Origin of the sequence: Anaplasma phagocytophilum str. Webster, from assembly GCF_000964685.1 — a bacterium.
Lineage (GTDB): Bacteria > Pseudomonadota > Alphaproteobacteria > Rickettsiales > Anaplasmataceae > Anaplasma > Anaplasma phagocytophilum.
The window spans coordinates 1,465,505-1,479,407 of record NZ_LANS01000001.1 but is presented as its reverse complement, the minus strand read 5'-3'; the positions used below and the strand labels follow the sequence as shown (position 1 = coordinate 1,479,407).

11 protein-coding genes and 1 pseudogene are annotated in these 13,903 nt (G+C 39.3%); 8 read left to right on the top strand and 4 right to left on the bottom strand.

The genetic code is table 11. The annotated features are described in order from the left end of the window. Positions 1-220 (top strand): hypothetical protein (locus APHWEB_RS06605; RefSeq protein WP_210164999.1); only part of this gene is annotated, 220 nt, incomplete at its 5' end. Between the two features lie 508 nt (positions 221-728). Here APHWEB_RS06605 and gatB read toward each other — a convergent pair. Beyond that, positions 729-1,003, bottom strand: a pseudogene (gene gatB / locus APHWEB_RS06155) (Asp-tRNA(Asn)/Glu-tRNA(Gln) amidotransferase subunit GatB); the annotation flags it as partial. A gap of 64 nt (positions 1,004-1,067) precedes the next feature. On the opposite strand from gatB, the gene APHWEB_RS05725 reads away from it, so the two are divergent. Continuing rightward, a complete protein-coding gene (locus tag APHWEB_RS05725) occupies positions 1,068-1,229 on the top strand; it encodes a hypothetical protein (protein ID WP_155370117.1) in 162 nt (53 codons plus the stop codon). Between the two features lie 595 nt (positions 1,230-1,824). On the opposite strand, the gene prfB is transcribed toward APHWEB_RS05725, so the two are convergent. Both prfB and APHWEB_RS05715 read right to left on the bottom strand, forming a co-directional pair. Then, positions 1,825-2,956, bottom strand: a protein-coding gene (gene prfB / locus APHWEB_RS05720) for a peptide chain release factor 2 (RefSeq protein ID WP_155237155.1) whose coding sequence is annotated in 2 segments (ribosomal slippage) — positions 1,825-2,892 and positions 2,894-2,956 — 1,131 coding nt in all. Because the reading frame shifts where the segments join, the coding sequence is not laid out codon by codon here. A gap of 200 nt (positions 2,957-3,156) precedes the next feature. Continuing rightward, on the bottom strand, positions 3,157-3,894 hold the full coding sequence (locus APHWEB_RS05715) for a YebC/PmpR family DNA-binding transcriptional regulator (protein ID WP_020849285.1): 738 nt from the start codon (positions 3,892-3,894) through the stop codon (positions 3,157-3,159). A 1,009-nt stretch (positions 3,895-4,903) separates the two neighbouring features. Between APHWEB_RS05715 and APHWEB_RS05710 the strand changes: the two genes are divergently transcribed. From APHWEB_RS05710 to APHWEB_RS06600, 3 genes are all read left to right on the top strand, one after another. Then, positions 4,904-5,737 (top strand): YihY/virulence factor BrkB family protein, encoded by an 834-nt coding sequence (locus tag APHWEB_RS05710; RefSeq protein WP_011450602.1) that lies wholly within the window; start codon positions 4,904-4,906, stop codon positions 5,735-5,737. A gap of 62 nt (positions 5,738-5,799) precedes the next feature. Further along, positions 5,800-7,071, top strand: coding sequence for an adenosylmethionine--8-amino-7-oxononanoate transaminase (gene bioA / locus APHWEB_RS05705; RefSeq protein ID WP_011450603.1), 1,272 nt, complete (start codon positions 5,800-5,802; stop codon positions 7,069-7,071). A gap of 513 nt (positions 7,072-7,584) precedes the next feature. Continuing rightward, positions 7,585-7,746, top strand: coding sequence for a hypothetical protein (locus APHWEB_RS06600; RefSeq protein WP_011450604.1), 162 nt, complete (start codon positions 7,585-7,587; stop codon positions 7,744-7,746). Positions 7,747-8,410: 664 nt separating this feature from the next. Here the strand turns inward: APHWEB_RS06600 and APHWEB_RS05700 are convergent. After that, entirely contained in the window at positions 8,411-9,892 is a 1,482-nt protein-coding gene (locus tag APHWEB_RS05700; RefSeq protein WP_021799028.1) for a hypothetical protein, read from the bottom strand. A gap of 308 nt (positions 9,893-10,200) precedes the next feature. Here APHWEB_RS05700 and APHWEB_RS05695 point away from each other — a divergent pair, with 308 nt between their 5' ends. The 3 genes from APHWEB_RS05695 (at position 10,201) to APHWEB_RS07040 (ending at position 13,796) form a co-directional block, all read left to right on the top strand. Continuing rightward, positions 10,201-10,728, top strand: coding sequence for a hypothetical protein (locus APHWEB_RS05695; protein WP_020849286.1), 528 nt, complete (start codon positions 10,201-10,203; stop codon positions 10,726-10,728). Positions 10,729-11,675: 947 nt separating this feature from the next. Beyond that, positions 11,676-12,269: a hypothetical protein gene (locus APHWEB_RS05690; protein ID WP_021799030.1), complete on the top strand. Its 594-nt coding sequence runs from the start codon at positions 11,676-11,678 to the stop codon at positions 12,267-12,269. Between the two features lie 1,401 nt (positions 12,270-13,670). Beyond that, a complete protein-coding gene (locus APHWEB_RS07040) occupies positions 13,671-13,796 on the top strand; it encodes a hypothetical protein (RefSeq protein ID WP_280939962.1) in 126 nt (41 codons plus the stop codon). The last annotated feature ends 107 nt before the right edge of the window (positions 13,797-13,903 follow it).

Here is a 13,903-nt window from a genome sequence, read left to right as displayed (position 1 = left end):
TGTTTATGTGAGAATTAGTACAGTAACTGCCTATTCCTCTAATTATGGTCGTATGCAGGGTATGTCGCATGTGATTTTAGGGCTGTATCTAGGGAATAATCCTGATACACGTAAGTCTGGAAATTCATACAGAAACTGTATCTTATGTACTGGGAATCTTATAGCTATTTCCGTTAAATTCGCAATGCATTCTCGAGGAAGTAAAATTGCCTTAAGGTGAATACGCAAACTATACGAATAGCGGGTGATTTTTGAGAGCACCTTCTAAGAGTATGCATAGGTCTTGATACTTAGAAAAAAAAGTATGGTGTACTGGAGATTAATGCTGCAGACCATAATGTTATAGAATCATGAAGACTACTATAGGTCTGTATGAAGAAGTTATAAAAAATAAAAGCACATCATCTTGATAACGCAGCAGCAATATTTTCAATTATTATCCATAACTGTGGGCCAGTTTTCAAAGTGGGTAAACCCCTTTTTACGAACCAAGAGCCCGACAGCTAGCCCATCAGACACAGCTTCCACACATATGCACATTCTAGTCTTTCATAAAGCTTAGTACCTTTCCAGGCTGTGAAGTAACGGCTTATGGTTGTTTATCAGTGGCTAAACCTTGTAATATAACGCCTACAGAAGCTGTAGGAATTAGAGCTTATCTCCCAGTGCCCCCACATTTCACTAGACACAACAAGCCCGAAAAGGCTTATCAATGGAGTAAAATACTACTACTGACTCAGCTTGCTCTTAATGAGTGCGTTGAGAACTTCAGGATTCGCTCTGCCCTTTGTTTCCTGCATTATTTGCCCCACAAAATATCCAAATAGCTTTTCCTTACCCTGCTTGTATTGCTGAACTTTATCCGGGTTTTTCTCGAGCGCTCTCTCAACCATCTACCTGAGACCCCTTTATCAGCTATCTGAGGCAATTGCTCTTCTTCCGCTATCTTTGATGCGGACTTTCCTGTCTCAAACATTGTTGCAAAAACCTGCTTAGCTATTTGGCAGAATTTGAAAATTCATACTCTGCAAACTGCATCTCCCAGCCAGAGGCCTGCTCATGGTCGTATGCGGGGTATGTCGCATGTGCTTTTAGGGCTGTATCTAGGGAATATCCTGATACACGTAAGTCTGGAAATTCACACAGAAACTGTATTTTTGCACGGGAATCTTATAGCTATTACTGTGAAAGTGGCGATACATTCTCGTAGAGGTCATAATGCATTTTAGGTAAAGGCACAAACTATAAGAAAACAATATGTGGTAGAGGCATTTTATAAGATGCTAGAGGATTTAAGCGTGCTTTATAAAGCAGAAGTTTAAATACTGACTACGTTGTGTTCAACACTACATTGTTTGTCGCGATGATGTACGTGTAGAATACTACAAAGCGTAGTTCTCTATAAAAGCGGGTTGTACCGCAGTATTATGTTCTCCTGAAAGTCTGTAGTTAGTCTCTTACGCCCTACGAGGTCAGCACTATAGAGAACTGTTTTGACAATAGTGACGTGCGCATGGAATGCAACAGTGCACATCCATGTTATTAGTTCTGCACATAATAATCTTCTTCAGTGTGGGCTGTACCCGTACTGCTATATTATGTTCTTCGGTTTGTATATTGCTATCTTGTCCCATAGGTAAGCACTATAGCTAACTGTTCGGAGAATAGGGATATGCGCATGGAATGCAACAGTGCACATCCATGTTATTAGTTCTGCACATAATAATCTTCTTCAGCGTGGGCCATACCCGTACTGCCGTATTATGTTCTCAAGTGATTTTGCGTATCGCTATCCTATCCCATAGGTAAGCACCATGGAATATTTTAAGATCCAGATCGCTGTACCTTGGCAAGAGATCCACGCATGAGAGCCGCAGTGATAAAAGCGTCTAAGTCTCCATTCATTACTGCATCTACATTGCCAGTTTCATGCCCTGTACGTAAGTCCTTCACCATACGATATGGATGCATTACATAGGATCTTATCTGATGCCCCCAACCAATTTCACACTTGTTTTGATGATCTTGAGCCATTCTTTTCTCTTTTTCTTGCAGCTCCATTTCATAGAGACGGCTTTTAAGTAAAGAGTAGGCTTCAGCACGGTTTTGGTGCTGCGACCTGCTTGTCTGACATTGTACCACCATGCCAGAGGGAATATGTGTTATACGGACCGCACTTTCTGTTTTATTAACATGCTGCCCCCCAGCACCAGAAGCACGATAAGTATCAATACGAAGATCCTTTTCTAGAATTTTTATGTCAATTTCATGATCCACAACAGGAGATACCTCAACACTAGCGAAGCTGGTGTGCCGTTTTGCAGCATGGTCAAAGGGAGAAATGCGAACTAACCTATGAATACCACTTTCAGTACGTGCCCACCCGTAGGCGCCAATACCACATATTTTCACAGTAACAGCCTTCAGACCTGTTTCCTCACCGTCAACAGAATCAACAGTCTCAACAGTAAACTTATGAAAAGATTCAGCCCACTTTGTATACATGCGTAAAAGCATGCAAACCCAATCGCTACTTTCGGTTCCACCAGCTCCAGAACGAATAGTCAAGAAACAACTATTAGCATCAGCTTCGTGAGAGAACATGCACTCAGTCTTTTTCTGAGAGATACGCAACTTCAAGGATTGAAGCTCAGCATTTATCGTTGCAAGAAAGTCTCTGTCATCACTGTCAGAAATCATTTCTGCTAATTCAGCTAAGTCCTTATGTTCTTTTTCTAAAACACGAAAAGATGTGAGAACGGCGCTCACTCTCGACCGTTCACTAAGCAAGCTTTTTGCTTTTTCAGCGTCATCCCATAAGGAAGGTGAAGAGCACTCTAGATCCAGGCTCTCCAACGTAGATTCTAGCCCCACAATGTCAAAGACACCTCGCTATCGAAGCTAGATCTTCACCAATCTCTGATATATCTTCTAAAATTACCGACCTGCCATGCATCACAAACCATCAAAATGCTATACTAACTACACTCTATTAGATAACCTACCAAATACTAAATACAGTAAAACGCAGCATAACAGCATCTTTAACATAAATACCATAGCTAAGCGACTGCCAGAATACTAACAGATGTCACATATAAAAGCAAGTTACAAAAGATACCGCCACAACCAGCGAGGCACTAACAACGCGTCAATTTACAACTCGAAATCGCCCTCAACATACTGGACATCATCATTATCATCCAGATCATTCAGGAAACTGATAAGTTTAGCAGAAGCTTCGTCGGATGCAGGTTTAACTTTTTGTTTAGGACGCCAAGAGAGACGAGCAGTCACACCATCAGAAAACTTCTCATACAAAGCATCTCTGATTCTGCCAAAATCTTCAACTTGGCAAATTACGTGATACTCCTTCTCCTCGCCATTGTCGTGTTCTTCAAGATCTATAGCACCGAGGCTAGTAGCCTCATCAAAAATCACATCAAAGCTTCCAACCTGCGAAGCACCATAAACTATTAGCCCCACATGATCAAACAGATAACTTATGCTTCCTCTCTCTCCGAGCTTTCCTCCGTGCCGCGTAAATATATGGCGTAGCTCCCCAGCAGTGCGATTTCTATTGTTGCTCAAAGCATGCACTACTATAGCGACACTACCAGGACCATAACCTTCATACGTTATTTCCTCATAGCTATCATCAGCCTCATTGCCCTGAGCGCTTCGTATAGCAGCCTCTATACGGTCTTTAGGAAGATTAAAAGCCTTGGCAGAGGCTATTGCAGACCTTAGATTAGGGTTCAATTCCGGAACGGGAGAACCACTCCTAGCCGCTACTATGATTTCCTTCCTCAATTTTGTGAACAGCTTAGCACGCTTGGCATCTTGCGCGCCCTTTCTGTGTTTGATGTTCGCAAACTGTGAATGACCAGCCATAACTCATCCTACAACGCTAAGCACATGGTATGTATACACGAGATACCACTTAGTCTAAGACCTATAACCAATATATGCAATACTAATTATATGTTTGTATAGGTCATTATACGCATGGTTAATTTATATATCACTGAAAATTGAGAACAGTGCAGAGTGGCATTACGTGATAGGAGTGACAACAAAGGGGAAGTAGCAGTATCGCGACCAGCTTTGTTTTATGTTCGGCCTTATACACACAAACCGCATACTAGCACTCTGAGGTCACTCAAGACGACGCATCTATGTGTATTACGTATTCTAAGCAACTAACCTCTTCCCATCCGATATACACTTTCTGTGCAGGCCTATGTCCTTAAAAATAACGGTGTTACGGCATCTCTAATACATCAGCAGTATACCTCTGTTAATAAGCAACTATCCGTTAATCTCGAAATACAGATGCTCAATATAGTGATAGTCCAGTTGCCAGAAGCAATAATTATGTGACAATCGTGAAGAGTCCACCCGATATGTACACATTTTTGTCTGGTAACTCTTTGTGTCTAAAGTGCATTAAAATTACGACTATAATAATAGCTTATTATGAGGACTTATAATCTTACTTAAACTATTATCGATTGTACCATGAGGTATATAAGATATATATCTGAGTTGGGAATGTATTGTGATCGATCCTAACTACTTGCTTAATACAGGGAAGTGTTAGACCACTTAGACGATTGTGTTCTGATACCAGCACACAGTTGGGGTAATAGTTGGGCTACATGTTGCTTTTTATAGAACTCAATAAGGCATTCGTTTAACACTAAAGCGTTGGAAAGCGCAATGTTCAGATTTTATGATATTTTAAGAATGAAGAATACATTTTACTCCCGCCATGCCTGTGAAAGTAAACTTTGACATACCGATGTGTATTTAAAATGGGGATAAATGGGAATTGTTTTTGCAGTAAGATGCGTCATAATACAACCTCCCGGGAATATATATCGCATACGTACTAAAAGAAATGATACTGCAGAAAGTGTTGACGTTTTTCAAGTGTATTTGTAAAGCCGTTATTGATTTTAGAGATCATGATGGGATGGAGTATGCAGGGTATTTGTCCTTTATAGTACTTTTGTCGATGTTTCCTTTTTTCGTGTTCTTCAATGCTCTGACTTCCTCTATAGTGTCAGTATTGGATAAGGATCAATTTCTATATACAAGGCTTTTTGATGTACTATCAGGTGAATTGCCGCACGATACCATGGATGCACTATTGCCTAGAATTGAGGAGATCCTATCAGGGCCTCCCCAGAGCCTGCTGACTGTCGCTATAGGTGGTGTAATATGGACTGCTTCCTCAGTTATCGAGGGGATAAGGCACGTGTTGAATAAAGCCCTTAGGGTATCAGCGCCTCCACCATACATATTGGGCCGTATGTTTAGTATACTGCAGTTTTTGATAATAGTTGCTGTGATGATGCTCAGTGTATTATTCGCGGTATTGGTCCCTATAATTTTCGAAGTGGTCGGTAGACATTGGGAGTTCCTGAGGTTTGTAGTTAGCAAAGTGGTACTTTTTATTGCTGTTTCTTGGATATACTTCATGGTTCCAAATGTAAGGCAGAATATACTGGTCGTGCTGCCAGGTGCAGCTGTTGTAACCGCAACATGGACGTTAACATCAATGGCTTTTTCGTGGTATCTCTCAACCTTTCAAGTTCTCAAGACAATATACGGTAATCTTACAGGTATTATAGCAGCGATGCTGTTTTTCTACATACTTAGCATATTTTTCATATACGGAGCAGAACTGAATTATAGACTCTCAAATCGTCACTCTAGTGTACATATATAGAGTACGACTACTGTGGAAAATGTGTTACCATACTTCCTATTTTATGGGAGTTGTGAGGTTCCATGTACGAACATGCACATTGGTTTCAAGAAGAGAAAGTATTATTCCCCTACAGTAGCGCAGTGCCTGCAGTGGCCCCGATGAGAGTGGTGTCAGGCCAGGGAAGTTATCTAGAACTTGAAGATGGCAAAAGGCTATTGGATGGTATATCGAGCTGGTGGAGTGTATGTCATGGCTATTCGCATCCTTATATAGTAGGCAAAATGCAGGAGCAATTGGCAAAGTTATCACATGTGATGTTTTGCCGTGATTTAATTCATGAAGGAGCATACGTACTAGCATCACGCATCGCTAAGTTAATGCCGCCAGGGCTTGATAGGGTGTTTTTTGCGGATTCTGGATCTATGGCAGTGGAAGTAGCGCTGAAACTCGCTGTTCAATACTGGTACAGTATGGGTAAGCGAGAAAAACACAGCTTTATATATTTCAAAAATTCATACCATGGGGATAGCATGGGATGTATATCGATCTCTGATCCTGCAGCTATTCATGGAGACTCCTTTACAAGATATTGTCCGAAGCAATATCTGCTTGATATACCCGCAAGTGAAGAAGACGTAGTATTGTTGCAGCAGAAGATAGAGAGCATAGCGGATAAAGTTGCCGCAATTATCGTCGAGCCACTTTTACAGGCTGCAGGTGGTATGGTGATTTATCCTCCTCATGTTTTATCTACGTTGAGAAAGATTGCGAAAGAAAATGAGATTCTGTTTATTGCTGACGAAGTTGCTACAGGCTTTTATAGATTAGGAACATCCTTTGCTTGTGAGCAGGCTTCTATTCAGCCTGATATTATGGTAATAGGAAAAGCCCTTAGCGGCGGTACTTGTCCACTATCAGCAGCGGTAGTTAGCAGTAATATATCCGAACTTTTTATATCCGGTGGAGAAACATTTATGCACGGTAATACATTTATGGCACATCCTTTATCTTGTGCTGCTGCTAATGCTTCTCTCGATTTATTTGCGGGTGAGTCGTACACTCAGAAGGTATCGGGAATAGAAAGAATTTTAAAAGCCGAATTGGAAGAACTGCATGCTTTAGATTACGTGTGCAATGTGAGAATAAAAGGGGCTATGGCAGCTTTTAATATTAAGAACGAGTGCGTGGAAAAGCTTAAAAATGGCATGACACAAAAGCTCTTAGATTTGGGTATATGGATCAGGCCAATTAAAACTGTAATGTATGTGATGCCACCGCTCACAATTGCAGAGGATGAGCTATTAGCATTGCTTTCTGCATTGAAAACACTGGTATACGAGTGTAGAAGATAAGTACTTAGTATTTTAGGCAAAAATACTGGAAGGTTTATTTTCAGCCGTACTGTTGCTTCTGGATGTGTATGTTGCAAGATGATGGGTGTACACGAATTAAACTTTAAAATGTGACATGTGATTGTAGGCAGACGATAACGCTTGTTGCGTTGCAGAATAGGATAAATACTGTGACCATGATGAATCTAGTATTTAGCTACACCCACTATTAAGGTATTGTGTTCATGTAAGCTAGATACTTCTGTGACATACACATCGAGAGAGATGATAGCTGAGGAATAAGGCAGTTTGCATCAAGGATTTGTGAAGATAGAAGTGTCAGGTAGACGTATTGGATATACTCTGCCAGGATGATTTATCTTTATGTAGCCCTTTAATTATGTGAAAGATGCATAGCTAATTGTGGTTATACTGCGCGTATATGTGTCCGGTTTTTCTTTCACGCTCTGAAAGCGGCAATTTGCTTATGTTGAGTGCATTTACAAAGCAACATAATCGCAGTTTGGATCATAAATGGTGATAGAGGGAGTAATTAGTATTTGTGATATCACAGAGATATTTTCAATGTTGTGTCTCGAGTTAAGTACGCAATGGTACGATAATTCACAGTGTTGTGTAGGGGGATTGGGTGCTTCTAGGGTTGATATCGTGCATGCGACGGTGCCTTGGGAGTAGAGTAATGCATTCCTCCCTCGCTGCAGAGGATGAATGTTGAATTACTCTGTGGTAGAGTAAGTTTCACAAAATATATGGAATACAAGGTTTGTATCTTTAGTTAAGTCTGGGGATACATAACCAACAGTTACAGGGTTTGAATAGCGCTACAGCATACATCAACCTGTTTGGAGCGGTGGTGCATGCAATCTGTCGAAAATCGCTAGGATTATTTAATTCTATCTGGTTCATAAAGGAGGAAAAGAACACATTTGTTGATTATCTCCCTTAGATTGTCGCGCTCAACTGCCATTGAGTATTATGTTAAGAAGTCTGATATTTATTCAGCGGATGCCCTCATGGTAAGCAGACTTGCGCCGCAATATGATGCACTGTTCGCCATGGTACCCATACCTTTTACTCTGGATAAGAACGCTGTGATTAAGAATGCGTGCTCATATAGAACTACAACTTCCAGAGTTACAGATTAAAAAGAGAAATCAGTACAGATCTGCAAAATGCGGTGTAGGAGCTCACATTGCAATCTCATTTCTGTATAGCCATTACTTAATCACCTAATCGCGTAGGTACATAAAGGGCTGCACTATGCCATGGAGCTCTATCATTTTTGGGGAACACGTGACTAATCTCAGACCTCCTTCTTGTCCATCATATTCAATAAGCGTTATATGAGATTACAGCTTTCGGTGCTATTATGGGGCACTGAAGCTTGTAGTTCGTCATTATGTTGCATCTTATTTATCTTAACAGACATCTTATTCACGTGTGCTGAGACTTTTTCTGTTATACCCATAACATCACGCAGGAATATCGTGCTATATTTTTCAGCCACTTGTCTTTTTGCCTCTTCTATAATGTGGTCCACACAGAATTCAACTTCTTGAGGAGCATTCTTCTTTGCAAGAGATATAAGGGAATTGTGAGCGAATGTGAAATCTTCGCCAGCGCAAGGTAATTGGCAATCTAATATCAAAGGTTTGGCATTATTGTTCACAGAGCGTTTTTTAAGCTCATCTATATATCTATGTACTATAGCCATTTTGTGGGATAAATTCTTATTTGCGGAGATGCACTTTTTTAATAATGTACTCGTAAATTGATTAGACTTGTTGGTATAGCAGGCTACTATTTCCTCTAAATCTACAGAGATTATACTCTTATACGCGTCTTTACTTAAGGCTTCGTGCAGGTGTTCATATTGGCATGCCCTTTCCTTTATTAAATGGAATACTTCTTCTTTTAAGGCTTTGGTATTTGTTTCAGTAATAGAGTAAGGTGCAGAAAAAGAAGCTGAATTTAAGGACAGGCATAATCTATCTACTTCACTTAAATCAGTAGTGTTGCTCCCTTCTTCTAAGCATATACGTTTTAGCTTTAGCGCTCCCTTCTTCAATGCTGCTAAGGTTGTTTTTGGGATAAGTGGGAGAAAATTTTCTACCAGATAAATAGCTACTTTAGTGTTAGCTCTAGAATTTTTTTTTAGGATATAACTCTCTAATATTGTTGTTATAATGGACTTTTTATTAATGTGCAGCGGTAAGGCTTTTTCAAGGAAAGTTTTGCTGTGTTTTTCAATCATTGGGCGATACTCTACGTATTTACTAGTGCTTATACCTATTAAAGGTATGGATTGATTTTTTGGAGGAGAGAAGTAAGTTTCAGTACGTGTGTTATAGTCTTTTCCCGCGGCTATCAAGGTTATTTCAGGCTTGATGTTCTGGAAATCTTTATTTTCCCATTCATGATGAAAAGCACGAATACTTATATTCCGTGAGGCTTTTCGTTTTTTATCTTGCCCAACGGTAATTTTGTTCAATATGGCTACCATTGTATATTGGGTGTCTAAATTCTCTGAACTGTTGCTATAGATTTGTATGCTCTGGATGGACGATTCATATAAAGTTACAATGCCCTTCTTTTCTTCTTCAGAGAAAAAGATATATACCTTGTCTGAATATCTAGTATCTTTCTTATGTGAGCGTAGCGCATCCTGCAAAGCAGCTGTGTTTGCTGACGAGTTAGTAACGTCTGGCTTTTTAAGGTGATCAGGTGATGCATCACCTATAGCAGTTTTTTCCAAAATAAAGGGAGTGGTTTGTGGTTTTCTAAGTAGCGGCTTCTTTCCAAGGTTCATGTATATTACCATAAGGTCATTTTTAACGGAGTACACTACAAGTTAATTGTAAATTATATATTAATAAGTTTTCTTCAAAAACGATTTTATGCGTAAATATCAGAAAATTGCGCGAAAGATTAGGAAATATGCTCTCATGATGCAAATAGAAATAGGAAGCATCTTAACGCAGTGTGTTTATCTTCAGTCGGTAGTAAATTGCCTGCAGATATAGCAGTGGAATTGGTGTAGTTATTTTATATAAGTTTATTTTTTAAGACTTTTATTATGTAGCAAATTTTGCTACGCTATTTACATATAACAGCATTTTGGTGTGTACTGTGCCAAGTCATCGCAGAAGGGATATTCACAGATGGAAGAGGATTTTCGAGGAAAGACATAAGGGATATGATAAGGATAAGGTAATCCTTGGGTGCATGGTTTTCACGGCGACTGTTCTTTGCCTTGTTAGCTTGATTCAGATTTTCCAGGGGCTAAGTGGGGAATCTATGATATTTTCCTATCTTCGGTATGCAGGAGCCCTTCCATGCTTAGTTCTTATACCTTTGTTATGTGTATACTGCTATGAGTACGTTACTAAGGTAGAAGGTATAAAAAAGGAAGATACACGTTTGTTGGAGTGTCTTGCAGAGGGTGAGGAAGCAGAGAGTCCTAGTTATGATACAAATAGTGTATCGGGTGCTAGAGAAGAAGAGAGTGGCGTAGGAGAAATTTCTGCTGTTAGAGAGAAATGTACAGGGCTCGATGCTACAAAGCATGATTATCCTTCAACTTTATCGGATATGACTTCAGGTGGTGTGGAAATTGTTTGTCAACAAGACAAAGCATCATTACGAGTAGCCATATAAGATTATTCCATCTCATAAACGCGTTAATTTAAGTGAAGTGTTGTGATGCTTTATTCTAAGTTTCCGTTGCTGATAGCTCCGCTCATCATACGACAAGGATTGTGTACGTTGCTGCATATTTACAACGAAGCCCACGGGGAATTGTAGCCTTTTTTGGATATTCTACTACGGGTGCTGCATGACCCTTACATGAGTAACAATTCTCTCTCCTAGGTGTGGAAATTAGGATCTCTAACTACGTCAGAGTGGTCACACAGTATTCAGTATGCTTACTCCAAATTCAAGACAATCCGGTTTTTAAGAGGCTAGGTGATACGACACTCATGTTCTTTTTTCGAACGTAACACAATTACTGAGTAGAGGCTTTGTCATAACTTAATTTCTGTGCATCTGTATGGAAAATTGCTATGTACTTTCATGAAGATAATCTTAATTTTTTCCATTTATCAATGGTTAACGCAGTGTGGTATGCATTGCGCCATGTATTATAGTCTTATCAGTTAACTGTAGCACTTAATTTCAGTTTAGTAAGATATTAAAAATCTCAAGAAGACACGATTTATGAAAGGTTTATGTAGCTTATGGGAGAAATTCTGTAATTCTATATTATGGCACTAGTGCATGAATTGTGTCATGATGCGCAAATTGCGTATTACACGCTGTATAGAGAAAAGGTATTTCCTTAGATTGTTGTCCTTAATTTCCTACTCCTTTTACGTGCTGTAGCTTTTTTTAAGTTTGCGAGATTAGAACGAAACTCAATGAAAATATAGAATGCAAATAAGAGCTATAGAAGAGGGTTTCCATGAAGTATAGCGCACATTCCGCTTCCGTAAATATGATACAAGAGGCTACGAAGTTGCTCAGCTTATTATTATCTTAATTCATATAAAGGTTTATTTTTTACTTATTTATCTAATAATATTATAAAGTAGTTAATACATGTAGTGGGATTAGTCGTGAAATGGTTTAAAGAAAACAACTGGTTTAATAGTAAAAAAAGAAACATTAAGCTTCTCTGGAAAGAGGGAATTGATGGTCGAGTCGTGGCGGATGCGCTAACTAAGGCCTGCATTGTCGCTGCTGTAATCATGAGTGTAGTAGTAGCAATCCAGTTTATTACAGCGGGTAATAGTATGGACTTTCTGCTGCGGAATATAGCGATTCTTGCGTGTCTTGTAGTCATGGTTAATATGAGTATAAAATGGCAAAACTATACCGATAATATCTCTAACAAGAAAGAACAAGATGGGCTTTTGGAGTCGTTCAATTCTTGTATGCAAAATGCGGAATGTGTAATGAAAGCGCAGGCACTCTTTGAGCAGCAAAGACAAGAAGAACTTTCGAATATTTGTGGAGCATTATCCGCAATCCCAGAACGCATCGCACATTTAATGGTCGAGTATGGTATAAGCGCTGAAAGAAGAGAGGCTATTCTTTCTTCGACTTGTTCCAATAGTGGTAAGGAAAATAAGCCCCTATCTCATGTAGAGAATGGAAATGCAGAGGGGAGAGAAATTGCAAATGGTATAAGTGCATAGCTTGTTTCCATCTCTAATAAGAGAAAACGAGAGGATCTCAAGTAGATGTGTGTGACTTGTTATCCAAAATTTCAACAGTTCACATATCGCACTCCATATGAGTGTGGTATACCAAAAGGAGATGTTTGTGCTTTATTTAATTTGCTTGGGGATGATTCTTCTGCATATTAAAAGGCAAGAGGGCTGTCTTCTGATTCGGGATTGAAGTTTTTCAGCCACTTCTTCGAAGTGTGCAGATGGCTTTCAATCCCGGTCTCCTTTTGTTTGATTTACTACGGTTCAAATTAGAATTACATGGAAAAGCGCAATATTTTGCAGAATGGAACAGTATCTCTATAAAGTATCGCGTCGTACTGCTGCGCTTGTGAAAGGGATATTCTGAGTGAGTTTAACAATTAGATAAAGAAGGCAGTTCTCTAAGGATCTGCATTAGGTTATAAGTTGCCCTTCAAGGAGTTGGATTAGTATACGCAATCCTGGTTTCCATCCATGTATATACTATGACGTTGTCAAAAACACGGATTACAGTAAGGGTCAATACAGCAGAGAGAGAAGAGCTATGTTCTCTGTGCAGTTGATACACAGATATGTAAATTAAGTACGTATCGCGGGCATAGATAGTATTATCACTATGCAGGGACTTTTCTTCTCTGTATTACAAGACGTCATTACCCACACCTGCTTAAAATCATTAGTACATATATTGTTGCTGCATATAAAACTCAAAACACGAACAAAGCTTTTAATTTATCAATATAGATCCATGCTATACCGCATAAATCCACGCTATACCGCCGTGGCCCCGCGATAGACCTGCATTTTTCAGCACTTATTTATTAAGGGAGCACAAAGGCCCAAAGTTCATGCAATTCTTTCTCTGAGACGAATCGCGTCTCCATATTGTTTTAGAGATCATACTTTTTAATGTACACGCCTTTTTTATTCTTTACAGATTGCCATCTGGCAATTTTTAACAGTCTGTTCCAGAAGCTTAGAATATGATAGATACAAATTTCACGGAAATATCAAATGTTTCCCGGTGTATTATTATGAATACGCGGTCTTTTCATGTGATGTATTTTTTATACTAGTAATACAGAGGGTATATCAGGTTAAACGTGTCACGCGGTAGTAAAGAAGAGCTTGAGCTGAAAGAGAGTATTTCTAAGTGGTATAAAGATAGTATACGAGCCTTTGTCATAATATCAGCAACTTACTTAGCGTTATTTATCATAATTTTTTTCTGTATTTTATTCAGCGCTGTTAGTTATATGCCCATGGATGTGCAATATGCAATAGCTGAAACAGTCCTTACATGTGTTATGGTATGCTCAGCGCCAATAATTACAGGATTAATAATAGTGGGCATTTTATTATCTTGCGGGTTAAATGTAGGATTGAGTGATGTCTTATCAGCAGCCTACCGGTATGACCGTGCTCACGGATTTTGCTGTAGTAATCCGTACTATGGGAATCAAACAAGATTTTATTTCGGTGAGAGCGCATTGTTGTCTAGAAGAAGAGTAGAGTGGGAATGTGCTCCTAGAAGCATATGTGACGAATATATAGGTTTTATTCCTGTATCCCCATGTTTTCGATCAATATATTGCTAGCAGCTTATTAATCTTACGGAA

Excerpts from the sequence above, each read along its gene's own strand:
- APHWEB_RS05725 (WP_155370117.1), top strand. The coding sequence starts at position 1,068 with ATGCGGGGTATGTCGCATGTGCTTTTAGGGCTGTATCTAGGGAATATC.
- APHWEB_RS05715 (WP_020849285.1), bottom strand. The coding sequence starts at position 3,894 with ATGGCTGGTCATTCACAGTTTGCGAACATCAAACACAGAAAGGGCGCG.
- APHWEB_RS05710 (WP_011450602.1), top strand. The coding sequence starts at position 4,904 with ATGATACTGCAGAAAGTGTTGACGTTTTTCAAGTGTATTTGTAAAGCC.
- bioA (WP_011450603.1), top strand. The coding sequence starts at position 5,800 with ATGTACGAACATGCACATTGGTTTCAAGAAGAGAAAGTATTATTCCCC.
- APHWEB_RS06600 (WP_011450604.1), top strand. The coding sequence starts at position 7,585 with ATGGTGATAGAGGGAGTAATTAGTATTTGTGATATCACAGAGATATTT.
- APHWEB_RS05700 (WP_021799028.1), bottom strand. The coding sequence starts at position 9,892 with ATGGTAATATACATGAACCTTGGAAAGAAGCCGCTACTTAGAAAACCA.